The sequence below is a fragment of the Streptomyces sp. DF42 genome, from assembly GCF_058267695.1.
In genome coordinates this window covers 767,037-790,442 of record NZ_CM177859.1, presented here as the reverse complement: position 1 = coordinate 790,442, position 23,406 = coordinate 767,037, and the positions used below count along the sequence as shown (strand labels likewise).

Genomic DNA, 23,406 nt, shown 5'->3' with positions numbered 1-23,406 from the left:
GGTCGTCCGCCACTACTCGGAGAGCGTGGAGCTGTTGTAGGCGAGGCGTAGTTCCTCGTATGGGTAGTGGGTGCGGCTGCCGTTCTTCCGCAGCCGGTCGAAGAAGCCGTTGAGGACGGCGGTGAGGGGTGCGTCACGGGCGATGATCGCGGCGGCGGTCCCGGGGATGCCGTCCGTGTGCGCCCCGATCGCGCAGGCCCGCACGAAGGCCTCCCGCTCCTGTTGGTCGTACCCGTACAGAGCGGTCACGAGCCAGTTCACCAGGTGAGCCCGGGAATGGACGAGGTCGTAGTCGCGGTGCCGGTCGAAGAAGGCGCGCTCCTGCCGGGTGAGCCGGAACCGGGAGCTGACCGCGAGGCCGTGGTCGGTGAGATAGAAGTCGTCGCCGTCGGTGAGGACGTTCTGGAAGTGGGCGTCGAAATGGGCCAGTTCGTGATCGTGGAGGAAGGCGCTCAGGGTCCCCAGCCACTCGTCCACCCGCCTGCAGACCCGGTCGGATTCGGCCGTGCGCACCTGGGTGTCGAGCCAGTCGTGGAGGGTGTGCGGAAAGTACTCAAGGAACAGGGTGAGGCTTGCGGACGACTTCCGCAGGGCCTCAAGGCGTTCACGAACCTGACGGGAGCCGCTCCAGTAGCCCACCACTCGCTCCACGTCGGCCAGTTCCTCGGGGAGTGGCTGTACGGAGTCCGGCAGGACGCGCCAGTGATGCATCAAGGGGAAGCCCGGGAAACGGTCGGCCAGCACCCAGTTCGTCGTCATCGTGTGCACGGCCAGCTCACGCCAGGCACCGAAGCCCGGACTGCGCCCGGTGCCGTAGTGACAGCTCGGCGGCAGCCCGAAGAAGTTCCCCGTGGACTGCGCGTTCTCGGGTGCCAGCTCGACGTCCGTGAGCGGCACCCGCTTCACGAACACGCGGCGCCCCTCCACTTCGACCAACGCCGAACGCCCACCGATCCCGACACCGAGGGGCACCCCCGACTCCACCAGGTCCGCCAGCTCGCGGTCGCCCAGGAGGGCCAGGGAGGTGGCGAGGTCGGCGTGGGCGGCGCGGCGCGTGGCGGAGGACATGACCTCCATGGTCAGGGTGCGAGCGGGTGTGTGTCTGCCGATCGGCGAAGTGCCGTCGCGGCGTGCGCGATCACCGGATCGCCGTGACCGAAGCACGCCACGTCGGAGGCGGCTCCGCGAGCCGCTGGAAGGGGCGCGGCGAGTTCGCCGGCCCCGCCCGCGTGGTCCTCGTGGAAGTGCGTGAGCACGATGCGCCGCAGGTTCCCGAACAACGCTGCCACGGCGGCGACGCGGGCGCCCGAGCCTCCGGACCCGAGTCGATCAGCGTCTCGACGCTCGGCGCAGCGCGCTGCGCCGCTCCCCGTCGCCGTCGCGCCGGAGAAGAGGCCTGGCCGACGGGGAAGCGGACGAGGTGGAGGCCGGGGACGAGTTCGATGACGTCCAAGGGGCGACCGTGGACGGGCCCCCGTCCGAAGACGAGGGCCCTCTGTCGGAAGCAGACCGAAAGCAGACGGGTAGCGGAGGTCAGCTCGCCGCGTAGGTGCGCAGGAACAGCGCCTCGGCCACCGACAGCCGCTCCAGCTCCTCGGGTGAGACGCTCTCGTTCACGGCGTGGATCTGGGCCTCCGGCTCGCTCAGGCCGATCAGGAGGATCTCCGCCTGCGGGTAGAGGGAGGCGAGGGTGTTGCACAGCGGGATGGAGCCGCCCTGGCCCGCGTACTGCATCTCCTGGCCGGGGTAGGCGACCGCCATCGCCTCGGCCATGGCCGCGTACGCCGGGCTGGTGGTGTCGGCGCTGAACGCCTGGCCCTGCCCGACCTGCTCGACGCTCACCCGGGCGCCCCACGGCGTGCGGGCCTCCAGGTGGGCCTGCAGCAGCTTGGTCGCCTCGACCGCGTCCACGCCCGGCGGCACTCGCAGGCTGACCAGCGCGCGTGCGCCCGCCTGCACGGACGGGGTGGCGCCCACGACGGGCGGGCAGTCGATGCCGAGGACGGTGACGGCCGGACGCGCCCAGATCCGGTCGGCGACCGTGCCCGAGCCGATGAGCTGTACGCCGTCCAGCACCTTGGCGTCCCGGCGGAACCGCTCCTCGTCGTACTGCAGGCCCTCCCACCGGCTTTCGGGGGCGAGGCCGTCGACCGTCGTCGAGCCGTCCTCCGCGCGCAGCGAGTCGAGGACCCGGATCAGCGCGGCCAGCGCGTCGGGGGCGGCGCCGCCGAACTGGCCGGAGTGCAGGTTGCCCTGGAGGGTGTCGATCTGCACGCGGACGAGGGTCATGCCGCGGAGGGTGGAGGTGACCGTCGGCAGCCCGACGCGGAAGTTGCCCGCGTCGCCGATGACGATCGTGTCGGCCGTCAGGAGATCGGGGTGCTCCTCGGCGTACCGCTCCAGGCCGCCCGTGCCCATCTCCTCCGAGCCCTCGGCGATGACCTTGACGTGCACGGGAACGCCGCCGTTGGCCTTGAGGGTGCGCAGCGCGAGCAGGTGCATGATCACGCCGCCCTTGCAGTCGGCGGCACCGCGCCCGTACCAGCGGCCGTCGCGCTCCGTCAGCTCGAACGGCGGACTGGTCCAGGCGGCCTCGTCCAGCGGCGGCTGCACGTCGTAATGGGCGTAGAGCAGGACGGTCCTGGCGCCCTCGGGGCCGGGCAGGTAGCCGTAGACGGACTGGGTGCCGTCGGGGGTGTCGAGGAGGGCCACGTCCTGGAAGCCCTCGGTGCGCAGGGCGTCGGCGACCCAGTGCGCGGCGCCCTCGCTCTCGCTCTTCGGGAACTGGTCGAAGTCCGCCACCGACTTGAACGCCACCAGTTCGGCGAGTTCCGCCTTCGCCCTCGGTATCAGCGAGGCGACGGTCTCGGCGACCGGATTCGACGACATGGGCACGCTCCTTGTGGGTGCGACGTTGTACAGGTGGATATCGGGATCCTCCCACAGCGGCCTGCGGTGATGTCCGCCGTAGGATGCGGGGGACAGGTGCGGCAGGCGGCTTGATCGGAGCAGCGGACCATCGTGAGCGGCGAGAACTCTTCGGCGGACGACGTGCAGCGGGTGTGGGACGTCGTCGTGGTGGGCGCGGGACCTGCAGGGGCCTCGGCCGCCTACGCGGCTGCGGTCGCGGGGCGCAGCGTGCTGCTGCTGGAGAAGGCGGAGCTGCCGCGTTACAAGACGTGCGGCGGCGGGATCATCGGCCCCTCGCGCGACTCCCTGCCGCCCGGCTTCGAGCTGCCGCTGCGCGACCGGGTACACGCGGTGACGTTCTCGAACAACGGCCGCTTCACGCGGACCCGGCGCTCCCGGCAGATGCTGTTCGGGCTGATCAACCGGCCCGAGTTCGACCAGCAGCTCGTCGAGCACGCGCAGAAGGCGGGCTCCGAGCTGCGGACGGGCGTCACCGTGCAGCGCGTCGAGCAGCACGGGTCGGCGGTGCCGGACCGGCGTACCGTCGCCCTGTTCCTGCAGGGCGGCGAGACGCTGCTCGCGCGGGCCGTGGTGGGCGCCGACGGCAGCGCCAGCCGCATAGGAGCGCACGTCGGGGTGAAGCTCGACCAGGTGGATCTCGGCCTGGAGGCGGAGATCCCGGTGCCGGAGACCGTCGCCGAGGACTGGCGGGGGCGGGTGCTCATCGACTGGGGGCCGATGCCCGGCAGTTACGGCTGGGTGTTCCCCAAGGGCGACACGCTCACGGTCGGCGTGATCTCGGCGCGCGGTGAAGGCGCGGCGACGAAGCGGTACTTGGAGGAGTTCATCGGGCGACTCGGCCTCGCCGGCTTCGAACCGAGCATCTCCTCCGGCCACTTGACCCGCTGCCGGGCCGACGACTCGCCCCTGTCGCGCGGTCGGGTGCTGGTGTGCGGGGACGCGGCGGGTCTGCTGGAGCCGTGGACCCGTGAGGGCATCTCGTTCGCGCTCCGCTCGGGGCGGCTCGCGGGAGAGTGGGCGGTGCGGATCGCCGAGGCGCACGACGCGGTGGACACCCGGCGCCAGGCACTGAACTACGCGTTCGCGATCAAGGCGGGGCTCGGCGTCGAGATGAGCGTCGGCAAGGCTCTGCTCACGGCGTTCGAGCGGCGTCCCGGCCTGTTCCACGCGGCGCTGACCGGTTTCCGGCCCGCGTGGAACGCGTTCAGGGACATCACACGGGGGGCGACGTCCCTCGCCGAGCTCGTGCGCACCCGCCCCATGGCCCAGCGCGCGCTGACCGCGCTCGACCGGCGTCGGCCGGTGGGTGGCGAGTCCCCGCTGGGTGGCGAGTCACCGGTGTCCGGCGAGTCGCAGGTGTCCAGCGGGTCCCCGGGGGGCGACGAGCCTTCGGCGGGCGGCGAGGTCAGCTCGTGACGGTGACGCGGAAGACGGGGTGGTCGGGTGCGATGCGCCGCAGCTCGGTGTCCGGCGAGTCGGGGCCGACCCCGTTGAAGAAGACCCCGACCTCGGCCTTCCAGCGCTTGAGGTAGGCCCGCAGCAGCGGGACCTTGTCGTCGTCGCCGACCTCGGTCGCGGTGAACACGTCCACGTTCTTGCCGAGCCGCAGCTCACCGCCGCCCGCCGCGCGCATGTTGTGCGTCCACTGGACGTGGCCGCGCGGCGCGACCAGGTACTGCTGTCCGTCCACGGTCAGCAGGTTCACGGGGGTGGTCCGCCACTCGCCGCTCTTGCGGCCGCGGACCGCCAGAACCCTGGAGCCCCAGACGCTGAGGCCGCGGCGGGTCATCCATGCCACGGCGCGGTTGAACACGTTGACGGTGAACCAGCCGGGCTTCTGGACGTGCGTGGACATGAGGACCCCCATCGGTCACGTGAAGAGCGCCGCTCTCTTTTGTGAGCGCTGCTCTCGCTAGTTGAGATTCTGCACCGGATCGGTGATCCATGGCAAGAGCAGTGCTCTCTTTTTTGTTCGCTGCTCTCCTTTGTGTGCACTGCTCTTGTTCGTGGGAGACTGCTCCCATGAGTACCGCACACAGCGCCCGCGCCCGAGCCAGGATCGAGGTCACCGCCGCCATCAAGGACGAGGCACGCAGACAGCTCGCCGCCGAGGGTGCCGCCAAACTCTCGCTGCGCGCCGTCGCCCGGGAGCTGGGGATGGTCTCCTCCGCGCTCTACCGCTACTTCCCGAGCCGCGACGACCTGCTGACGGCACTCATCATCGACGCGTACGACTCCGTCGGCGAGGCCGCGGAGACGGCGCGCGACGCCGCCTCCGACGCCGCCCCCACCCCACGCTGGACCGCCGTCTGCGAAGCCGTACGTGCCTGGGCCCTCGCGCACCCCCATGAATACGCCCTGATCTACGGCTCTCCGGTCCCCGGCTACGTCGCCCCCGACACCACCATCCCGGCCGCGTCCCGCGTCGGCCTCGTGATGATCGGCATCCTGCGCGACGCCGTCAGGGGCCCGGGCGTGACCTTCCCCCCGCTCCCCGCCGAACTGCGCCCCGAGGCCGAGCGCCTCAGCGCCGACATCGCCCCCGACCTCCCGCCGGAGGTGTCGGCGGCCCTGGTCGCGGCCTGGGCCCAGTTGTTCGGACTGGTCGGCTTCGAGCTGTTCGGACAGTTCAACCGCATGGTCGAGGACCGGGAAAGGTTCTTCCGGCACGCCGTCGTACAGCTCGCCCGGGGAGTGGGGCTGAGGTGAGAGCCGAGTGGGCCTGAGGTGAGCGCGGGCGCCCCGCGTACTTCCCGTGGAGTACGCCTGATCACCACGCCCGGCTGACGCCCACCAGGCACGATGACGTCTAGCGTGGCGGGCATGGACGAGCAGCGAGCACGCGGGGCCGGCCCGCCTCACTGGTGGCGGCACGGGCCGCCGGGGCTGAACCGCTGGGTCGACGAACAGCAGTCGACCCGGTGGCCGTGGCGTTCCACCGGGCTGCTCACGATCTTCGTGCTCGCCGGCTCCAACTACGCGGCACACCAGCAGGCGGGCGAGCGGGCCGCCCTGGACCCGTTCGCGCGCGCACTGCTGCTGGTGGGCTCGGTGCTGCTCCTGTGGCGACTGAGGCATCCGGTGGCCGTCGTCTTCGGTACGGCGGCAGCGGCGATGATCTACCTGGGCGCGGGCTACCCGTACGGGCCGGTCTTCCTCACCGTCGCACTGGGCTGCTTCAGTGCCGTGGTCGCGGGACATCGGCGGGCGGCCTGGGCCGCGGTGGGGATGCTCTGGGTCGGGCATGTGCTGGTGGGCCAGTGGCTGTACCGCTGGCTGCCGCCGTCCGCGGACTCGGCGGCCTCGTGGGCGCCGGAAGGCGTGATCGCCGCCTGGGTGGTGGCGATCGTGGCGCTGGCGGAACTGGCCCGGGCTCGGCGCGAGCAGTGGGTCCGGGAACGGGCCGAGCGGGCGCAGGCCGCGCGCCGGCGGGCCGACGAGGAGCGGCTGCGGATCGCCCGCGAGCTGCACGACGTCCTCGCGCACAGCATCTCGGTGATCAACGTCCAGGCGGGCGTCGGTCTCGCGCTCCTCGACACCGACCCCGAGCAGGCCCGCACCGCGCTCACCACCATCAAGGCCGCCAGCAAGGAGGCGCTGGGGGAGGTCCGCCAGGTCCTCGACACGCTCCGCGCATCCGGAGAGGCGCCGCGCGCTCCGGCGCCCGGCCTCGACCGGCTGCCCGAGCTGGTGGAGCAGGCGGCGAGCGCGGGGCTGACGGTGGACGTCGAAGGCGAGCCGCCCCGGCTCGCGCCCGGCACCGACCTGGCCGCCTTCCGCATCGTCCAGGAGGCCCTCACCAACGTCGTACGGCACTCGGTCTCGCGCCACGCGCGCGTGCACGTCGACCACGACCGGCGGACGCTGCGGCTGTGCGTCGACGACGACGGGCCCGCGACCGGCGCCGACGTGGGCGGCAGCGGCAACGGTCTGGCCGGAATGCGGGAGCGGGCCGCCGCGCTGGGTGGCACGATCGAGGCGGGCCCGCGCACGGACGGCGGCTTCCGGGTGCTCGCCGTACTGCCGTTGAAGGTGAAGGCCGAGGAGGACGACCGGTGATCCGTGTACTGCTCGCCGACGACCAGTCACTGGTGCGGGCCGGCTTCAGGGCACTGCTCGACGCACAGCCCGACATCGAGGTGGCCGGGGAGGCCTCCGACGGTGAGGAGGCGCTGGGCAAGGTGCGTGAACTGCGCCCCGACATCGTCCTGATGGACATCCGCATGCCGGTGCTGGACGGGCTGGCGGCGACCCGTCGGATCACCGACGACGAGGCGCTGCGAGGCGTCAAGGTGGTCATGCTCACCACCTTCGAACTCGACGAGTACGTCTTCGAGGCGATCCGCTCCGGTGCCTCCGGCTTCCTGGTCAAGGACACCGAACCGGACGAACTCCTGCGCGCCGTAAGGGCGGTGGTGGACGGCGACGCGCTGCTGTCGCCCGGGGTGACCCGTCGCCTGATCGCGGAGTTCGCGGCCCGCTCCAAGGAACCGGCGGCAAAGGGTGCTCTCGGCGAACTCACCGAGCGGGAACGGGAGGTGATGGCCCTGGTCGGCATCGGTCTGTCCAACGACGAGATCGCCCGCCGTCTGGTCGTGAGCCCCCTCACAGCGAAGACCCACGTCAGCCGCACGATGGTCAAGCTCGGCGCCCGGGACAGGGCCCAACTGGTCGTACTCGCCTACGAGTCGGGGCTGGTGCGGCCGGGCTGGCTGGGCTGAGCCGGCCGCCGGAAACGGACCAGCACACTGACCACCCGGGCGAGGAACAGCACGGGGGCGAGCACGAGGCCGGTACGCAGCAGCACCGTCTCGACGCCTTGCGGCAGGTCGAAGAGCAGCGCCGGACCGGCGACCGCCCCGAAGACGACCGCTGCCGCGAACACCGCGCTGCACAGCGCGTATCCGATCTCGACGGTGATCGCGTCCCGCTCGGCCTGACTGCGCCGTCCCCCGTGCTCGGTCATGCCCGAAGTCTCACAGCCGTGCGCCCGGCGGGGCAAGCGGGCCCCCGCCGGGCGCTCGACGCAGAGGCGTCCCCCTAGTCGCGTACGGGTACGCGCTCCGCCTCCACCGCGGTGGACTTGGCGACCGTGACGGACTGTTGAGGTCGACGGGTGCGCACGCCCGTGAGCGTGATCAGCAACCCGGCGACCGCGATTCCCGTGACCACCACCAGACCGGGCCGGTAGCTGTCCAACACGGCCTGCGGGGTGGCGTGTTCGGGCGCTCCCGCGGTCACCACGGCCGTCACGACGGCCAGGAAGATCGCGCCGCCCACCTGCACCGAGGTGTTGAGCAGACCGGAGACCATGCCCTGCTCGTGGTCCTCGACCCCGTTCGTGGCCTGGATGTTGAGCGAGGGGAAGACCAGCGCGCAGGCCGCGCCGATCAGCAGCATCGACGGCAGGATGACGGCGGCGTAGGTCGGGTCGAGGCTCACGCGCAGGAACAGCGCGTACCCGACGACCATCAGCGCGAAGCCCGCCGCGATCAGCCGCTGGGTGCCGAACCGGTCGACGATCGAGCCGACCTTCGTGGACGACACGGCCACCAGCGCGCCCGCCGGCAGGAAGGCGAGCGCCGTGTGCAGCGCCGACCAGCCCAGCAGCGACTGCATGTACAGGGTGACCAGGAACTGGAAGCCGACGTAGGACCCGAAGAAGGCCATCGCGCCGAGCTGGGCGCGGATCTGGCTGCCGGAGCGCAGCACGCCCAGCCGGATCAGCGGACCGGGAGAGCGCCGCTCGACCAGGACGAACACGGTGAGCAGGACGGCGACGGCCAGGAAGGACAGCAGCGTGCGGGCCGACGCCCAGCCGGCCTGGGGCGCCTGTACGACGGTGAAGACGAGCAGCAGCATCGACGCGGTGCCGAGGACGGCGCCGGGGATGTCGTAGCCGTTGTGGTCCTTCTCGCGCTCGCTGCGCGGGAGCAGCTTCAGGCCCGCCACCAGGGCGATCAGGGCGATGGGCGCGGGCAGCAGCATGGTCAGGCGCCAACTGGCCTCGGTGAGCAGGCCGGAGAGCACCAGGCCCATCGAGAAGCCGGTGGCCGCGCAGGTGGTGTAGATGGACAGGGCGCGGTTGCGCAGCGGGCCCTCGGCGAAGGTCGTGGTGATGATGGACAGGCCGGCGGGCGCGGTGAAGGCCGCGCTCAGGCCCTTGATGAAGCGGCTGGCGATCAGCAGCGGACCGGAGTCGACGAGCCCGCCGAGCAGTGAGGCGAGCGCGAAGACGCCCAGGGCGATCAGGAAGACCTGACGTCTGCCGAGCAGGTCGGCGGTGCGTCCGCCGAGCAGGAGCAGGCCGCCGTATCCCAGGATGTAGCCGCTGACGATCCACTGCAGGGTCGAGGTGGACAGGTCGAGGTCGGTGCCGATGGACGGCAGCGCGACGCCGACCATCGACACGTCGAGCGCGTCCAGGAACATCGCGGCGCAGAGCACCAGCAGGGTGCCCCACAGCCGGGGGGTCCAGCGTCCCTCGGTCGTGGGAGTGGTGAGCGGAGAGGTCATGTCCGAGACACTACATGTACATGCATCGAATGCAAACGCATTTAATTCTGATGCAATAAATTTGCTTCTCTGCTACGGTGCGGCCATGGCGGCGAAGAAGGCCGAGCAGGAGCTCGCGGGCCAGTGGCGGGACATCCTGGCACTGCATGCGCGCACCCAGTGCGAACTCGACCGTGAACTGCACCAACACGGCCTGTGCGCCAGCGACTTCGAGGTGCTGGACGTCCTGGCCGGCGAAGCCCACGGCTATCGCGTGCAGGAGATCTCCGAGCGCGTCCATCTGAGCCAGAGCGCGCTGTCGCGGCTCATCGCCCGGCTGGAGAAGGACGGCCTCGTCGAGCGTGCCATGTGCGCGGAGGACCGGCGGGGCGTCCGCGTGGCCCTCACCGGGAGGGGCAGCACGCTGCACGGCGAGGTGCTGCCGGTGCAGCGCGCGGTGCTGGCGAAAATGCTGGCGGGCGACCTCAGCTCCAGGTGACGGCAGACTTCTCGCGCCACAGCGCGGCGACGGCGGCGTCCCCGGTGACCTTGGGGAACGGGAGCCGGTTCCACAACGCCGGATACAACTGCCCGGCGGGCCCCGCCACTTCGCAGTCCGCGTCCCCCGCCCCGTCCCGCGTGGCCACGGGCGGCTCCTGGGACAGTCGTACGGTCCACACCGCGTCGTCCGCGTCCGTCGCCCGCACCCGCAGCACTCGGGGCTCGTCGCTGCGGACCTTGCTCCGGCTGCGGGCGTGGAAGCCGCGCAACAGCTCGTCGATGCCGTCCGCCGCGAAGACGGGGGCGATCTCGGCCTGGGCGCCGCCCCGCGCACTCTCCGCGTCGATCCGGTGCACCGTGGTCTCGTGCGCCTGGCGGCGTGCCCAGAACGCGAGCGGGGAGGGCGCGGGCAGGAAGTGCCAGCACCGCACGTCGGGCGGGGCGCTGGAGAGGGTGTCGACGAGGTGTCGGTGTCCTGCGCGGAACCAGGCGAGCAGTTCGTCGCCGTCCAGGTCGGGCAGTCCGCCGTCGGGGTGGTACGAGGTGTGTCCCTCGGCCACGAACGCGGCCGCCCAGCGGTGCACCATCCCGGTGTGCCGCACCAGATCACGCACCTGCCACGGAGGGCAGGTCGGCACCTCGGCGTCGGTCCCCGCCGCCTCGGCCGCAAGGGAGAGGAGATGCCCCTCCCGGTCCAGGACCTCCACGAACTGGGCTGTCTTCATGGGAAGAGTGTGCCGGACGCACGACATCGGCATCCGGCAGCGACTGATCAGACTCCGGGGTGCCGGTGCGGCTGCTGCGGCTGCCCGTACGACTGACCGCCGGCAAGGCCCGCGGCCTGCGCCTGCAACTGCTCGGCCTGCTCCTTCGTGACCTTCTGCTCCGCGCCGCAGAACGTGCACTGCGTCGCGTACTTCGTGGAGATGGGGAACAGCGGCACGAAGAACAGGGTGAACTTCGTGACGCGCTTCCTGAGCGTGTGCGCGGCGGGAGTGCCGCAACTGCCGCACACCAGCGTCAGTATCGCGAGCTGGTACAGATATCCCTTGGTGCCAAAGACGATCACGAGGTCGGCCCTTTCCTGGGTCAGTGCCCGGCGCCGGATGGAGGACGCCGACCGCCATCCTCTCCCGGAAACGGCACGGACTGCCGGGCGGAGTCAGCGTGCTGCCGCACGTCGGGTGACGAGTCCTATGGCGGCTGCCGTGGCGGCAAGTACCGCGACGCTGGTGAGGGCGGCGGGAAGCGAGAACCAGTCCGCCATGAAACCGATGGCGGGTGGCCCCAGGAGCATGCCGCCGTAGCCGAGGGTGGACGCGATCGCGACCCCGTCGGGGCCGGCCAGCGTGCCGGCGCGTTCGACGGCGACGGGGAAGAGGTTGGCGAGGCCGAGCCCGGTGACGACGAAGCCGAGGAGCGCTGCCCACAGGGAGGGGGCGAGCGCGCCGAGCAGCATGCCGACCGCGGCCGTGGTGCCGCCGTGGACCAGGGTGCGGGTCCGGCCCAGGCGTTCGAGCAGCCGGGTGCCGGTGAGCCGGCCGATGGTCATGGCAAGCGCGAAGCTGGAGTAGCCGACCGCCGCCGCGCCCGGTGTGGCGTGGAGGTCCTGTTCCAGGTGCAGGGCGCTCCAGTCCGCCAGTGCTCCCTCGCCGTATGCCGTGCACAGGGCGATCAGGCCGAAGGTGACGACGAGACCGCGGGTACGGGTGTCCAGGCGGCGTGGCGCGGGTTCGTCCGTCGGTGACGTCTCGGGTGGTCCCGGGGGCTGGATGCGCAGGAGGACCCGGCCCGTCAGGGCCGTGACGAGCAGTCCGATCACGGTGAGGCCGAGCAGGTGCCATGGGGGGGACAGGGACCCGGCGATCAGGCCGCCGAGTCCGGCGCCGATCATGCCGCCCAGGCTGAAGGCGGCGTGGAAACTGGGCATGATGGGCCGTTGCAGGGCTCTGACCAGGTCGACCGCCGCGCTGTTGAACGCGACGTTTATCCCTCCGTAGGCGGCGCCGAAGACCAGCAGGACGGCGCCGAGGGTCAGCGCCGAGTGGGTGAGCGGGGGCAGGGCGACGCTGAGGGACAGCAGGATGCCGCAGATCACGGTGACCGGGTGGCTGCCGTAGCGGCGGCACAGACGACCGGTGAGCATCATCGTGACGACGGCACCGGCGGAGACGCCGAGCAGCGCTAGGCCGAGGGCGCTGGCGGAGGCTCCCGTCTGCTGCTTGATGGCGGGGATGCGGACGACCCAGCCGGCGAAGACGAAGCCGTCGAGGGCGAAGAACACGGTCAGGGCTGTGCGGAGCCGGGGGAGGTCGGTGGTGCGGTTGCCCGGCACGACGTTGTGCGTTCGGGATTTGTTTATTTGCGGCACAAAGTCAGGCTAGGAGCCGGGTGCGGCCGAGGCAAGGGGGCCGGGGTTCTTCTGCGACGCTGAGGGGGCCGAGGCCTCCTGTGCGGTGGCCGGCGTGCCTTCGTCCCGGTCGGTGGGCACGGTTCCGTATCGGTCACTGGACGTCGGCCACCGAGAAGATCCCCGGATCGCTCACCCCGTACAGCACCGTGCCCACCAGCAGCGGCGGCACCGAGCTCGGTGTGAGCTCCTCGAAGGAGCGGCCCTCGGTGTCGAAGGCGGGGGTGGTGCGTCCGATCTCCCTGCCCGTGCGCGGGTCGAGAGCGATGATGCTCGTGTCCGGCAGGTTGACGTACAACCGGCCGTCGTGGAGGGCGGGTTCGCTGAAGACGCGCAGCTCGCGCGAACTGGTCCACAGCGGTTTTCCGCGTTTGAGATCGAGGGCGAGCAGGGTCTCGTTGCCGTAGTCGAAGATGTACATCGTGTCGCCGTGCACGAGCGGTGGCGTCTCCGGCTCGACACTCCAGGGAAAGTCGATACGACGGGTCTTCCCGCTGCTGAGGTCCTGGATGAAGAAGGCGGAGGACACCCCGCTGTCCTTCTCCCAGCGCGCGTAGTAAGCCGTGCCGTCGTGGACCGCGGCCAGCCACAGGACGCCCGTGGGTGCCCTGACCGTGCTCAGTGTTCGCCCCGTGCGCGCGTCGAGGCGGGCGATCCGGCCGGAGCCGCTGCGCAGGTCGGCGTAGAGCGTCCGCTCGGGCCCCTCGTAGAACGGGCTGGGTGAGCGGGATGTCAGCTCGCGCTGCCACAACTCCTTGCCTGTGCGCGCCTCGTAGGCCGCATAGCGTGGGCTGCCGGTGGGCCCGAGCTCGTTCAGCCTGACGAGCAGTACGCCGCTCACATACGAGAACTCGCCGACCGGACCGTCCAGACGCCACAGTCGCCTGCCGGTACGGCCGTCGAAGGTGTCCACTCCCTCCGAGCGATCGGCACTGCGGACGTGCACCACGCCGTCGTGGACGGCGGGCCGGCTCACGGAGAAGCCGCTGACCCGCTTCTTGCTCATGGGCTTCGTCCACACCGCCCGTCCCGTCGTGGCGCTCAGCCGGATCAGCGCGGTCTGTGCGGAGGAGCAGAAGACGCCGAGAGCGTCCGGTGTGCAGGACGGCGACGTGGCCATCGGATCGCCCTTGTCCGGCTCCAGCGCGTTGCGCCAGGGCTTCCAGCCCGGCGGCACCGAACCATGGGACGCCGGCCGGGTGTCCGCTTGGCCGACCCCGTCGGCGGTGCTTGCCGGGGCGCCGCCGATCACCGCTGCCGCGCCCGCGCCGGCCACGCCGAGGAGGGCGGCGACGGCGACGGCCGCCCACAGCTTCGTCCTCCTGCGTCGCTCAGGTTCGGCCCGTTCGACCTGTTCGGTCCTTTCGGACGGCCGGGGCACTGTTCCCGGCGCCGGGGCCGACGCGATCCGGGCCGGCTCCGCGTCGGCCTTTTGACCGGGCACTTCTTCCGGGAGCGCCGCCAGGGCGTCCAGCACCTCGCCCGACGTGGGCCGGTCCGCCGGCTCCTTCGCCAGGCAGGCCGACACCAACGGGCGCAGTGGCTTTGGCAGTTCGCCCAGGTCGGGCTCACTGTGCACGGTGTTGTACGCGGCGAGATAGGCGTTCTCCGCCTCGAACGGGCTGCGCCCGGTGGCCGCGTAGACGAGCACCGCGCCCAGGGAGAAGACGTCAACGGCGGGCCCGACCTCGCGCGGGCGGCTGAACTGCTCCGGTGCCATGAAAGGCGGTGAGCCCATCACCAGGCCGGTCTGGGTCCGGACATCGCTGCTGGCCGCGCGGGAGATGCCGAAGTCGATGACGCGCACCGCTCCGTTGTCGCCCTCGCCCTCCAGCAGCAGCACATTGCTGGGCTTGAGATCCCGGTGCACGACCTGCGCGCGATGGATCTCCCGCAGCGCCTCGGCGAGTTCGGTGCCGAGCCGGCGCAGGGCGGGCCAGTCCAGCGCACCGGTCTGCGCGACCCGTTCGGCGAGCGTGTGACCGGGAACGTACGCGGTGGCCATCCATGGCCGATCCGCGTCCGGGTCGGCGTCCACGACCGGTGCGGTGAACGCACCGCTGACCTGGCGCGCGGCCGCGATCTCCTGCCGGAACCTGGCCCGGAACTCGGCGTTGTCCGCGTACCTCGTGTGGACGACCTTGACGGCCACGGTCCGTCCGGATGCCGATCTGCCGAGGTAGACGACGCCCATGCCGCCGATGCCGATCCGCGATTCGATTCGGTAGCCGCCGACGGACCGAGGGTCCCCCTCGCCCAAAGTCACCGCAACTCCTTCACCGGCGCCGGTCCCGGATTCTGCTGGCATGAACCGCTCACTCTAGCGCTGGTCCGGGCCCACACCCAGGTGAAGGGGCGCGGGGGACTGCTGGTCGTCAGGCGCCCGCCGAGCGACGCCCCAGGACCGGCTCGGCCAGCATTCTCGCCGTTCGGCAGAGCGTCTGGCCGTGCTGTGCGAAGAGTTCGTCACGTGAGTCGAAGTGACCCAGGTCCGCCAGGACATGGGCCGAGAGGTCGCATGCGGCGCCGGTGGCCGGGCAGAGCGTCGCACCGTCCCAGTCGATCGCCGTCCGGGACAGCGCGTCGAAGAGCGTCTCCGCGCCGGCATTGGTGAAGCCACCTCCCTCACCGTCGCTCAACTCGTCGAGACTGCCGAAGAGTTCCGAGACCGGCAGCCAGGGAGCCGTGGGGTGCGCGCTGGGCGACAGCGCGTCGAGGCGGAATTCCGGCCACGCCAGCAGCACCCGGTCCGGGACGATCCGCTGCAGCCGGGGGAAGCGCGGATACCAGAACGCCCCGTCCACCAGCAGGCCGCGCACCCGCGTGGCCACCCCGGACGCCCGTGCCACGGACTCCAGTACGGCCAGGCGCTGACTGCACGAGCCGCGGCCGTGGCGAAGCACCGCGGACACGGGGCGCTCGTCCTGCACCGAGTACACCGGCCGGACGGTCGAGGCGATCCGTCGGTGGGCCCGGCGCAGGGCCGCGATCCCGCGGGCGGGCTCCGCGGCGGCCACCGGGCCGGCCGCCGAGTCGGACGCCATGTCGGTCTGCCGGAGCAGGGAGGTGACAAGCGGATGCTGCCAGTCGAGGATCCGCGTCGGGGCCGTGCTCCCCGCCGCCGGTCCCGCCTCTCGTCCCGCCCCCGTCGTGCCGACGTGGCGACGGCCTCGTGGCGTGAGCAGTGAGCTCGTCATGACCGTGGTCCTCTCGTCCAGTGCTCCGCGATGGCTCGCACAGGCATCTTGGCGGAAAAACTGAACGCGTTCAACTCTGGCGGGTGGTGCGGAGGTCCGCGGGTGCCGAACATCCGGTGAACCTGCACACCGTTCACGGGCAGGTCGCAGGGAACCTGAAAAGCCGTCACGACTTTGCCGACGTCCGGCGGATTTGCCGGAAAAGCGTGCGCCCGGAAATCGGTGGCAATGGTTGCGCGTGCAGCGGGGCGGCAGGCTGTGTGAAGGGTGTCGGTATGTACGGTCACCGCGCTCACACGCAGGTGAAGGCACCTTTCGCCAGGTGTACCGGCCAAGCCCCGGACGGTTGGCCGTCCGATTGCAGGCGTGCTTTGATCCTGCCCGTGGTGCAGGTCGCGGGAGAGGTTCTCCTTGTCGAGGATCGGGCGAACTCTGCCATTCCGAAGTGGTTACTCGAAAGGATCGCGCGTGATGAACCTTGCCTCCCAGGTCGAGACGACCGAGATGTCCGACGCCGAGATGGAGAACGTTTCCGGCGGCCTCGGGCTCGGCGACCTCCCGGTCGGCGGCCTCCCGGTCGGCGACCTTGCGCTCGGCGGCTCCGGCGGTCTCTCCCTCCAGACGCCGCTCGGTGACATCGCCGGAGGCCTCGTGGCCGGCGGGTCCCTGCAGGGCCTGACCGCGGGTGCGAGCCTGCAGACGCCCCTGTCTGCCTGACGACATCTGCTCGTCCGTGGGCCCCGGATCGATCGATCCGGGGCCCACGGACGTTTCGCGTCAGGCCCGGCCGTGGGTCTCCTGCGAGCGTCGCGCCAGCGCGTCGATGACCACGGCCGCGAAGAGCACCCCGCCCGTGATGACGAACTGGATGGCCGTGGGGGTGTCCGTGATCGACATGCCGGAGGAGATCGACTGGATGACCAGCATGCCGAGCACCGCCGACCAGGTCGTGCCCCGCCCTCCGAACAGGCTGGTGCCGCCGATGACGGCCGCCGCGATGGCGTTGAGCAGCAGGACACCCGATCCCGAACCCTGGCTCACCGATGTGATGCGCGAAGCCAGGAACAGGCCGCCGATCGCGGCCATCGTCCCCGACACCGCGAGCACCGCGGTCTGGATGGCCGTCACGTTGAGGCTGGCGCGGCGCGCAGCCTCGACGCCGCCGCCGAGTGCGTAGACCTGCCGGCCGTAATGCGTGTGGCGCAGGACGATGTCGAGGCCCGCCACCACCACGAGGAAGATCAGCAGGGCGAGCGGCAGACCCTGGAACCGGTTGAGCAGATAGGCCGAGGTGAACGCGATCACCGCGAGTCCGCCCGTGTGCACCCCGATGTCCCGCAGTGAGCGGTGCGGCATGCCGACGGCCATTCGGCGCCGCCTGTTCTGGTACATGATCAGGAAGACGATGCCCGCGCAGACCGCCGCCAGGCCGTAGGCGACACCGTCGTTGGTGAAGTAGTAGCTGGTCAGCTTGGCGACCAGCCCGTTTTCGTCCAGGTTGATGGTGCCGCTGGTGCCGAGGATGTAGAGCATGAGGCCGTTCCAGGTGAGCAGCCCCGCGAGCGTGACGACGAACACCGGCACCCGGGTCTTGGCGCACGAGAAGCCCTGGACGGCTCCCGTCACCGTGCCCACGAGCACCGCGACGATGACAGCGAGCCATTCGGGCACCCCGTGGTTCACGTTCAGAACGGCGAAGACGGCCGCGGCGAAGCCGCTGATCGAGCCGACCGACAGGTCGAGATCACCGAGCAGCAGCACGAAGACGATGCCGACCGCGATCAGGCCCGTACCCACGATGTCCACGCTCAGATTGGACAGGTTGCGCGGCGAGAGGAAGTTCGAGTTGAGGGACTGGAAGATGATCCAGACCGTGGCGAGCACGAGGACGACGGGGAGCGAGCCCAGCTCACCGGCGCGGAACCTGCGCCGGAGGGAGACACCCCAGCTCCTCAGGACGAGGGCGGCGGCCTGCCCGCGCTGTGTCGGGCGGGCCTCGTCGACCGGTACGGCGCCGTCCGCCCGCGTGCTGTCCGCAGTGCGGCGCATCCCTGTCACCACCCCGCCTCCTGGGATGCCGGCCGGCGCGGCACGTTCTCCGTGGCGCCGGTGATGGAGGAGATGATCTGTTCCTGGGACGCGGTGTTCACGTTGAAGAAGCCGTTGTTGCGACCGAGCCGCAGCACGGCGGCCCGGTCCGCGAGTGCCTTGACGTCCCCCATGTTGTGGCTGATCAGCAGTACCCCCATACCGCGGTCACGCAGCGTGTCGACGAGATCCAGGACCTCGGTGGTCTGCTCGAAGCCCAGCGCCGCGGTCGGTTCGTCCAGGAGGAGGACCCGGGGGTCGCCGAGGAGCGAACGTGCGATGGCCACCGTCTGCCGCTGACCGCTGGACAGGGTGACAAGGGGGGCCCGCAGGTCCGGGACGCTCTTGGTCAGCCGCTTCAGCAGAATCATGGTGCGGCTCTCCATCTCCATCTCGTCGAGGAACCCGAACCTGCGGATCTCCCGGCCGAGGAAGAGATTGCCGACGACGTCGAGATTCCCGCACAGCGCGAGATCCTGGTGGACGGTGGCGATACCGAGGTCCCGGGCGTCGTGCGGGCGCCTGATGTGCACCGACCGGCCCTCCCACTCGATGACGCCCCGGTCCGCGGGGGCGACGCCGGAGATCACCTTGACGAGGGTGGACTTGCCGGCCCCGTTGTCGCCGAGCAGCGCGACGACCTGTCCGGCGTGGATTTCCAGCTCGACGTCCTTGAGAACCTCGACAGCGCCGAAGCGTCTGCACACGCCGTGCAGCGCCAGCAAGGGGGGAGTCGGCACGGAAACCATCTCCTTCCCAGGCCGGGACTCGGGCGGAACGGGATCGTCAGGTCAGACCCACCCTGGTGCAGTCCGCCTTGAGCGGGGGGACGCAGATCTGCCGGACGGTGTAGAAGCCGTCCTTCACCAAGGTGTCCTTGATGGTGGGGGCGGTCACGGGCACGGGCGTGAGCAGGACCGCCGGCACCGACTTCCCGCCGCTGGTCCTCACCTTGTCCTTGCCGACCTCGTCGAGACTCGTGCGGCGGGCCGCGGCCACGGCCATGGCGCCGCCCGAAGAGGCCTCGGGGCCGAAGGGCTTGTACACGGTCATGTACTGGTCGCCGGCGACGATGCGCTGTACGGCTCCGAGCTCGGCGTCCTGCCCGGTGATCGGGGGCAGCGGGTCCACCTTGTTTGCCTTGAGGGCGGAGATGCTGCCCGCGGCGAGGCCGTCGTTGGCGGCGTAGACCCCCTGGATACGGTCGGCGCCGAGGGCGGCGATGGCCCCGGACATGTTCAGGTTGGCGTTCTCCGGCCTCCACTGAAGCGTGTCGTACGCCTTGCCGATCCTCACGCGCCCCGAGAGTACGGACAGCGCGCCCTTCCTGAACGACACCGCGTTGGGATCGCTGGGATCCCCGTTCATCATGACGATCTGCGGGCTCGGCCCGCTGCCGTCCATGGCCTTCAGCAGCGCCCTGCCCTGCAGCCGGCCGACCTCCTCGCCGTCGAAGGAGACGTAACCCGAGATCGGGCCTTGGGAGAGCCGGTCGTAGGCGATCACCGGGATGTCCGCCGCGGCCGCCTTCGTGACCGCCGGGCCGAGGGATCTGGCGTCCACCGCCACGAGCACGATGGCGTCGACGCCCTTGGTGATCATCGAGTCCATCTGTTCCTGCTGGATCGCCACATCGCCCTTCGCGTTGGCGTTCTCGATCGTGCAGTCCCTGCACAGCTGCGTGATCTTCTTCTCCAGCCGGGGCCTGTCCTCCGCCTCCCACCGGGCCGTGGTGGCGTCCGGGAGCAGCAGGGCGATCTTCGGTGTGCCCGTCCCTTCCGGGTCCTTCCCGGGGCTCGACCCGCAGGCCGACAGAGCAACGGCCGTCGAGATCGCGGTCATGGCGAGGGCCGCGCCCCGTATGCAGGCCTTCATGTCGGAGACCTCCCTCCGGAACGGAGATCCACCTGGGAAGTGCCGCATGGTGGCGGCAGGACGACCCGTCGTCAGTCTCGCACCGGCCACGGCGATCTGCGAACGCGGCGGCGGTCGTCGACACGGCCTGAGAGCGCGGCGGTGGTCACTGATACGGCTGTGTCCGCCGGACGCCCGGTGTGGTTCGCCCGCATATGCGATTCTGGTGTGGGTTGCCCGATCTCAGCCGCATCAGCGGCACGGACGGGAGGTAGCTGCCGACATGCCTCACGACGGCCGTGCCCGGGCCGGAGTCTCTCAGCTGCGGGCATCCGGGGCCGATGCCACGGACACCGGTGCGCTGCGTCCGGTGCCGGTAGCGGCAGCGGGCGAGCGGGCCCTGGCCTTCGCCGGAGCGGCCATGGCGGCCGTCTATCTGCCCGAGGCCGGCCGGCAGGAGCTTCGCCTTGCGGAGACGGCCTGTTGGGCCCCTTCCGACCAACGGCTGCCCGAGCGTCTGCCGCTGTCCGGGGAGTCACCCGCGGCCTCCTCCCTCCGCACCGACCGGCCCCTGTGGCTCGATCCTGCCGAGCAGGTCTCCTCCGAGGGTGGGCCCGTACCGGGCGCGGAGGCGTCGCTCGGCGTCCTGCCCCTCGGGCCGGAGGGGAGACGCCAGGGCTGCCTGGTCGTCGTGGGGACGTCCGCCGACGGCTTCGAGCCCGAGCAACGACGCTTCCTGGAGCGGTACGCCGACGCGGTCAGCCGCATGCTCGTGTCCGCCGCCGACACCCCCGGGCCGTCGGCAGTACTGGGGCCCGCCCTGCGGAGTCTGCGCGCCGGCTCCTTCGTCCTGGTGCCGGACACCGGCCTGATCGAGGCGGACGAAACCCTGCTCGGCCTCGTCGGCATCACACCGGCCGACTTCGACGGCAAGGCGGACACCCTGCTCGCGCACGCCCTTCCCGAGGACATGCACGCGCTGGTGTCGGTCCTGGAACCGGCACCCCAGGCGTTCGGCCGACGGGAGCTGGAGTTCCGGGTCCGCGGCCCCACCGGTGAGATGCGCTGGCTGAGTCTGTGTTGCCGTGTCGTGGCGAGCACCGACGACAGCCCCGAGCAGGTGCTGGGGGTGGTGACGCCGACGTCCGTCCTGCGCCGGAGCGCCGACGACGTCTCCCGTATCCAGTGGCTGACCACCGCCCTCGACGACGCCACGACGGTGCGTGACGTCAGCCGTGTGGTGGTCACCGCGCTGCGGGAGCCGCTGGGCGCCGACCGGGTGGCGCTCGCCGAGCTGCAGGGCGACCGGCTCATGGTCACCGTGCTCGACCCGCCGCAGCCCGACGCCTGGCCGGAGAGCTGGCGTGCCCAGTGGCGTACGGAATGGCCCGAGGCCCCGATCGGCGCCCTGCCCACCCTCCAACTGGCCCTGCGGGACGGGCGTTTGGATCTGTGGCCCGCCGGCACGGCCTTCGAACCCGGACTCGCGGGCATCGGTGGCGGAGGCCTGGCCGTCCTGCCGCTGCCCGCCAGGGGACGTGTCGCCGGTCTGTGCCTGATCGGCTGGGACCGGCCGCACGAGTTCGTCCCCGACGAGCGGTCCCTGCTGACGGCCACCGCGGCGCTCGTCGGACAGGCCCTCAAGGGCGCGCACGAGCACGACGCCGAGCAGGAACTCGCGACGATGCTGCAGCGCAGCCTGCTGCCCCGGCGGCTGCCCGAACTGCCCGGCGGGACGGCCGTGGCCCGCTATCTGCCCGCCCGGCGAGGCCTTCAGGTGGGCGGCGACTGGTACGACGTCATCGCCCTGTCCGAGGACCGGGTGGCGCTGGTCATCGGCGATGTGCAGGGGCACAGCGCGGGAGCGGCGACCATCATGGGCCAGATGCGTACCGCGGTCAGGGCGTACGCGGTGGAGGGCCACCCGCCCGACGTGGTCGTCGCGCACGCCAACCGCCTCCTCGTCGGCATGGAGACCGATCTCTTCGCCACCTGCTGCTATGCCGAACTGGACCTGGAGCAGGGCAACACCCTGTTCGTGAGGGCCGGGCACCTCGCACCCCTGGTGCGCCACCCCGACGGCAGTACGGAGGAGATAGAGGTCGAGGGCGGGCTCCCCCTGGGCATACTGGAGGAGGCCGAGTTCCCCATGACCGCGGTCGAGCTGCCCCCCGGCACGGTGCTCGCGCTGCTCACCGACGGTCTGGTGGAGGCCGCAGGCCTGCCCATCGACGAGGGCATGCAGCAGACCCGCACGGCGCTCGCCGCCGCCGATCCGGCGGATCTGGGGCGCATGGCCGACCGGTTGCTCGGTGATGTCGGCCGCCGCGAGGACGACGTGGCGCTGTTGCTGCTGCGCTACGACGGCATGCGGACCCGGCCGATCCGGGCCGGCTGGGTGGTGTGGCGGCTGCCCGACGCCGTCATGCACGCCCGCCGCTTCACCGCGCGCACGCTGCGGCACTGGAAGGCGGAGGACGTCGCCGACGCGGTGCTGCTGGTCGTGTCCGAACTGGTCACCAACGCCCTGGTGCACACACAGGGCGCCGTCCGCCTCGATCTCATGCTGCGTGGGGACCGGGTGCGCGTCTGTGTCAGCGACTCCTCACCGCGCGCGCCCGCCAAGCCGGTGATCGTGGACTGGGAGTCGACCGGTGGCCGGGGGCTGCTGCTGGTCGAGGCGATGTCGGAGAGCTTCGGCTCGATGCCGGTGGCCGGCGGCAAGCAGGTGTGGAGCGAGATCGCCGTGCCGCCGCGAGAGCCGGCACCCGCCGAGCCCGAGCCCCGGCCGGCCGGGGGGAGCCTGCCGTGAGGACCCGTGGATGGCAAGCCGTCGCGGCCCTCGTCGCGGCACTCATGACGATGTCCCAGGTCTCCTGCGGCAAAGACGGCAACGCGGGCACGGACAGCTTCGCCGTCGGCCTGCTCCTCCCCAGCCGAGCGGTCCCGCGCTGGGAGCACTCCGACAAGCCGCTGATCGAGAAACGGCTCAAGGAACTGTGCCCGCGCTGCACGATGGAGTACGCCAACGCGGAGAACGACGCCGACAGACAGCGGCAACAGGTGACCTCCATGATCACCAAGGGGGTCAAGGTCCTGATCCTCGACGCCGCCGACACCAAGGCCCTGCGGTCCTCGACCCAGGAGGCCCACCGGGCGGGCGTACCGGTCGTCGCGTACGACCGGCTCGTGCAGGGCCCCGTCTCCGGCTACGTCAGCTTCGACGGCGGGCAGGTCGGCAGGCTCCAGGGCCGCGCACTCCTGAACGCCATGGGGGACAAGGCGGCCGGCAAGCAGGTCGTCATGCTGAACGGCGATCCGACCAGCCCCAACGCGGCCTGGTACAGGAGGGGCGCGTTGTCGGTCATCGCGGGCAAGGTGAGGATCGGCAGGTCGTACGACACCCAGGGCTGGAGCGCGGACAACGCCCACGTCGAGATGTCCGCCGCCATCGCGGCCCTGGGCCCCGACCGGATCGGCGGGGTCCTGGCGGCCAACGACGCGATAGCCGCCGGTGCCATCTCGGCTCTCAAGCGCGCGGGCGTCAGGCCGCTTCCCCCGGTCACCGGTCAGGACGCCGACCTCGACGCCGTACGGCGCATCGTCGCGGGGGAGCAGTACATGACGGTGTACAAGAGGTTCGGGACGGAGGCCGCCGCGGCCGCGACCATGGCCGTCACGCTGGGCCGCGGCGACGATCTCGGGAAGGTGGCCGAGACGACGACCGACAGTCCCACCACCCGGAACATCCCGTCCGTCCTGCTCACCCCGAGCGCCGTGACGGTCCGGGACGTCAGGCGGATCCTCGTCGACGGCGGGGTGTACACGCTCGACGCGATCTGCACCCGGGAGTACCGGCACGCCTGTGAGAGGGGCGGGCTCGCGCCGTAGCGACGGCGCCTGCGGCGGATCTGGCGCATGAGGGTGCGG

Annotated in this window: 22 protein-coding genes; 8 read left to right on the top strand and 14 right to left on the bottom strand. The window is 71.2% G+C overall.

Annotated features, from left to right (window positions below):
* Window positions 1-12: 12 nt before the first annotated feature.
* From ACYUED_RS03755 to ACYUED_RS03745, 3 genes are all read right to left on the bottom strand, one after another.
* Window positions 13-1,068, bottom strand: a complete 1,056-nt coding sequence (locus tag ACYUED_RS03755) for a BUD32 family EKC/KEOPS complex subunit (protein ID WP_491290896.1) — start codon at window positions 1,066-1,068, stop codon at window positions 13-15.
* An 11-nt stretch (window positions 1,069-1,079) separates the two neighbouring features.
* Window positions 1,080-1,289 (bottom strand): MBL fold metallo-hydrolase, encoded by a 210-nt coding sequence (locus ACYUED_RS03750; RefSeq protein WP_491290895.1) that lies wholly within the window; start codon window positions 1,287-1,289, stop codon window positions 1,080-1,082.
* A 244-nt stretch (window positions 1,290-1,533) separates the two neighbouring features.
* Entirely contained in the window at window positions 1,534-2,889 is a 1,356-nt protein-coding gene (locus tag ACYUED_RS03745) for a dipeptidase (protein WP_491290894.1), read from the bottom strand.
* Window positions 2,890-3,021: 132 nt separating this feature from the next.
* Between ACYUED_RS03745 and ACYUED_RS03740 the strand changes: the two genes are divergently transcribed.
* Window positions 3,022-4,347, top strand: coding sequence for a geranylgeranyl reductase family protein (locus ACYUED_RS03740; RefSeq protein WP_491290893.1), 1,326 nt, complete (start codon window positions 3,022-3,024; stop codon window positions 4,345-4,347).
* Here ACYUED_RS03740 and ACYUED_RS03735 read toward each other — a convergent pair.
* Window positions 4,337-4,786 (bottom strand): nitroreductase family deazaflavin-dependent oxidoreductase, encoded by a 450-nt coding sequence (locus tag ACYUED_RS03735; protein WP_491290892.1) that lies wholly within the window; start codon window positions 4,784-4,786, stop codon window positions 4,337-4,339. The genes ACYUED_RS03740 and ACYUED_RS03735 overlap by 11 nt on opposite strands.
* Window positions 4,787-4,953: 167 nt before the next feature.
* Here ACYUED_RS03735 and ACYUED_RS03730 point away from each other — a divergent pair, with 167 nt between their 5' ends.
* From ACYUED_RS03730 to ACYUED_RS03720, 3 genes are all read left to right on the top strand, one after another.
* Window positions 4,954-5,640 carry a TetR/AcrR family transcriptional regulator gene (locus tag ACYUED_RS03730; protein ID WP_491290891.1) on the top strand — a complete coding sequence of 229 codons (687 nt, stop codon included), beginning with the start codon at window positions 4,954-4,956 and terminating at the stop codon, window positions 5,638-5,640.
* 114 nt (window positions 5,641-5,754) lie between these two features.
* Window positions 5,755-6,990 (top strand): sensor histidine kinase, encoded by a 1,236-nt coding sequence (locus tag ACYUED_RS03725; RefSeq protein WP_491290890.1) that lies wholly within the window; start codon window positions 5,755-5,757, stop codon window positions 6,988-6,990.
* Window positions 6,987-7,652 carry a response regulator transcription factor gene (locus ACYUED_RS03720; RefSeq protein WP_491290889.1) on the top strand — a complete coding sequence of 222 codons (666 nt, stop codon included), beginning with the start codon at window positions 6,987-6,989 and terminating at the stop codon, window positions 7,650-7,652. Before ACYUED_RS03725 ends, ACYUED_RS03720 begins: the two co-directional genes overlap by 4 nt.
* Here the strand turns inward: ACYUED_RS03720 and ACYUED_RS03715 are convergent.
* Both ACYUED_RS03715 and ACYUED_RS03710 read right to left on the bottom strand, forming a co-directional pair.
* A complete protein-coding gene (locus ACYUED_RS03715; RefSeq protein WP_491290888.1) occupies window positions 7,613-7,897 on the bottom strand; it encodes a DUF6332 family protein in 285 nt (94 codons plus the stop codon). The two genes, ACYUED_RS03720 and ACYUED_RS03715, sit on opposite strands and share 40 nt — an antisense overlap.
* Window positions 7,898-7,971: 74 nt before the next feature.
* Window positions 7,972-9,447: an MFS transporter gene (locus ACYUED_RS03710; RefSeq protein WP_491290887.1), complete on the bottom strand. Its 1,476-nt coding sequence runs from the start codon at window positions 9,445-9,447 to the stop codon at window positions 7,972-7,974.
* Between the two features lie 85 nt (window positions 9,448-9,532).
* Between ACYUED_RS03710 and ACYUED_RS03705 the strand changes: the two genes are divergently transcribed.
* Entirely contained in the window at window positions 9,533-9,925 is a 393-nt protein-coding gene (locus tag ACYUED_RS03705; protein ID WP_491290886.1) for a MarR family winged helix-turn-helix transcriptional regulator, read from the top strand.
* Here the strand turns inward: ACYUED_RS03705 and ACYUED_RS03700 are convergent.
* The 5 genes from ACYUED_RS03700 to ACYUED_RS03680 all read right to left on the bottom strand — a co-directional run bounded on the left by ACYUED_RS03700 (window position 9,912) and on the right by ACYUED_RS03680 (window position 15,534).
* Window positions 9,912-10,652: a maleylpyruvate isomerase family mycothiol-dependent enzyme gene (locus ACYUED_RS03700; RefSeq protein WP_491290885.1), complete on the bottom strand. Its 741-nt coding sequence runs from the start codon at window positions 10,650-10,652 to the stop codon at window positions 9,912-9,914. The two genes, ACYUED_RS03705 and ACYUED_RS03700, sit on opposite strands and share 14 nt — an antisense overlap.
* Before the next feature lie 47 nt (window positions 10,653-10,699).
* Window positions 10,700-10,996 carry a zinc-ribbon domain-containing protein gene (locus ACYUED_RS03695; protein ID WP_491290884.1) on the bottom strand — a complete coding sequence of 99 codons (297 nt, stop codon included), beginning with the start codon at window positions 10,994-10,996 and terminating at the stop codon, window positions 10,700-10,702.
* A gap of 93 nt (window positions 10,997-11,089) precedes the next feature.
* Window positions 11,090-12,298, bottom strand: a complete 1,209-nt coding sequence (locus ACYUED_RS03690; protein ID WP_491290883.1) for an MFS transporter — start codon at window positions 12,296-12,298, stop codon at window positions 11,090-11,092.
* Between the two features lie 133 nt (window positions 12,299-12,431).
* Window positions 12,432-14,603: a serine/threonine-protein kinase gene (locus ACYUED_RS03685; RefSeq protein ID WP_491290882.1), complete on the bottom strand. Its 2,172-nt coding sequence runs from the start codon at window positions 14,601-14,603 to the stop codon at window positions 12,432-12,434.
* A gap of 109 nt (window positions 14,604-14,712) precedes the next feature.
* Complete coding sequence (locus ACYUED_RS03680; protein ID WP_491290881.1) at window positions 14,713-15,534, bottom strand: transglutaminase domain-containing protein; 822 nt, start codon at window positions 15,532-15,534, stop codon at window positions 14,713-14,715.
* Window positions 15,535-16,005: 471 nt separating this feature from the next.
* Between ACYUED_RS03680 and ACYUED_RS03675 the strand changes: the two genes are divergently transcribed.
* A complete protein-coding gene (locus tag ACYUED_RS03675) occupies window positions 16,006-16,251 on the top strand; it encodes a type A2 lantipeptide (protein ID WP_491290880.1) in 246 nt (81 codons plus the stop codon).
* A 60-nt stretch (window positions 16,252-16,311) separates the two neighbouring features.
* On the opposite strand, the gene ACYUED_RS03670 is transcribed toward ACYUED_RS03675, so the two are convergent.
* The 3 genes from ACYUED_RS03670 to ACYUED_RS03660 are packed head-to-tail and all read right to left on the bottom strand — an operon-like array spanning window position 16,312 to window position 19,497.
* Window positions 16,312-17,583, bottom strand: coding sequence for a sugar ABC transporter permease (locus ACYUED_RS03670; RefSeq protein WP_491290879.1), 1,272 nt, complete (start codon window positions 17,581-17,583; stop codon window positions 16,312-16,314).
* A gap of 5 nt (window positions 17,584-17,588) precedes the next feature.
* The gene (locus tag ACYUED_RS03665; protein ID WP_491290878.1) at window positions 17,589-18,371 is read right to left on the bottom strand and encodes an ATP-binding cassette domain-containing protein; all 783 of its coding nucleotides are present in this window, start codon (window positions 18,369-18,371) and stop codon (window positions 17,589-17,591) included.
* A gap of 37 nt (window positions 18,372-18,408) precedes the next feature.
* A complete protein-coding gene (locus ACYUED_RS03660) occupies window positions 18,409-19,497 on the bottom strand; it encodes a sugar ABC transporter substrate-binding protein (RefSeq protein ID WP_491290877.1) in 1,089 nt (362 codons plus the stop codon).
* 262 nt (window positions 19,498-19,759) lie between these two features.
* Between ACYUED_RS03660 and ACYUED_RS03655 the strand changes: the two genes are divergently transcribed.
* Both ACYUED_RS03655 and ACYUED_RS03650 read left to right on the top strand, forming a co-directional pair.
* Window positions 19,760-22,288 (top strand): SpoIIE family protein phosphatase, encoded by a 2,529-nt coding sequence (locus tag ACYUED_RS03655; protein WP_491290876.1) that lies wholly within the window; start codon window positions 19,760-19,762, stop codon window positions 22,286-22,288.
* Window positions 22,285-23,367 carry a substrate-binding domain-containing protein gene (locus ACYUED_RS03650; protein ID WP_491290875.1) on the top strand — a complete coding sequence of 361 codons (1,083 nt, stop codon included), beginning with the start codon at window positions 22,285-22,287 and terminating at the stop codon, window positions 23,365-23,367. Before ACYUED_RS03655 ends, ACYUED_RS03650 begins: the two co-directional genes overlap by 4 nt.
* Window positions 23,368-23,406: the final 39 nt, after the last annotated feature.

What these genes read in the sequence shown, in the direction of transcription:
- ACYUED_RS03655 (WP_491290876.1), top strand. Translation starts at nt 19,760, where the DNA reads ATGCCTCACGACGGCCGTGCCCGGGCCGGAGTCTCTCAGCTGCGGGCA.
- ACYUED_RS03725 (WP_491290890.1), top strand. Translation starts at nt 5,755, where the DNA reads ATGGACGAGCAGCGAGCACGCGGGGCCGGCCCGCCTCACTGGTGGCGG.
- ACYUED_RS03710 (WP_491290887.1), bottom strand. Translation starts at nt 9,447, where the DNA reads ATGACCTCTCCGCTCACCACTCCCACGACCGAGGGACGCTGGACCCCC.
- ACYUED_RS03745 (WP_491290894.1), bottom strand. Translation starts at nt 2,889, where the DNA reads ATGTCGTCGAATCCGGTCGCCGAGACCGTCGCCTCGCTGATACCGAGG.
- ACYUED_RS03705 (WP_491290886.1), top strand. Translation starts at nt 9,533, where the DNA reads ATGGCGGCGAAGAAGGCCGAGCAGGAGCTCGCGGGCCAGTGGCGGGAC.
- ACYUED_RS03715 (WP_491290888.1), bottom strand. Translation starts at nt 7,897, where the DNA reads ATGACCGAGCACGGGGGACGGCGCAGTCAGGCCGAGCGGGACGCGATC.
- ACYUED_RS03730 (WP_491290891.1), top strand. Translation starts at nt 4,954, where the DNA reads ATGAGTACCGCACACAGCGCCCGCGCCCGAGCCAGGATCGAGGTCACC.
- ACYUED_RS03675 (WP_491290880.1), top strand. Translation starts at nt 16,006, where the DNA reads ATGAACCTTGCCTCCCAGGTCGAGACGACCGAGATGTCCGACGCCGAG.
- ACYUED_RS03660 (WP_491290877.1), bottom strand. Translation starts at nt 19,497, where the DNA reads ATGAAGGCCTGCATACGGGGCGCGGCCCTCGCCATGACCGCGATCTCG.
- ACYUED_RS03700 (WP_491290885.1), bottom strand. Translation starts at nt 10,652, where the DNA reads ATGAAGACAGCCCAGTTCGTGGAGGTCCTGGACCGGGAGGGGCATCTC.
- ACYUED_RS03755 (WP_491290896.1), bottom strand. Translation starts at nt 1,068, where the DNA reads ATGTCCTCCGCCACGCGCCGCGCCGCCCACGCCGACCTCGCCACCTCC.
- ACYUED_RS03735 (WP_491290892.1), bottom strand. Translation starts at nt 4,786, where the DNA reads ATGTCCACGCACGTCCAGAAGCCCGGCTGGTTCACCGTCAACGTGTTC.
- ACYUED_RS03670 (WP_491290879.1), bottom strand. Translation starts at nt 17,583, where the DNA reads ATGCGCCGCACTGCGGACAGCACGCGGGCGGACGGCGCCGTACCGGTC.
- ACYUED_RS03665 (WP_491290878.1), bottom strand. Translation starts at nt 18,371, where the DNA reads ATGGTTTCCGTGCCGACTCCCCCCTTGCTGGCGCTGCACGGCGTGTGC.
- ACYUED_RS03680 (WP_491290881.1), bottom strand. Translation starts at nt 15,534, where the DNA reads ATGACGAGCTCACTGCTCACGCCACGAGGCCGTCGCCACGTCGGCACG.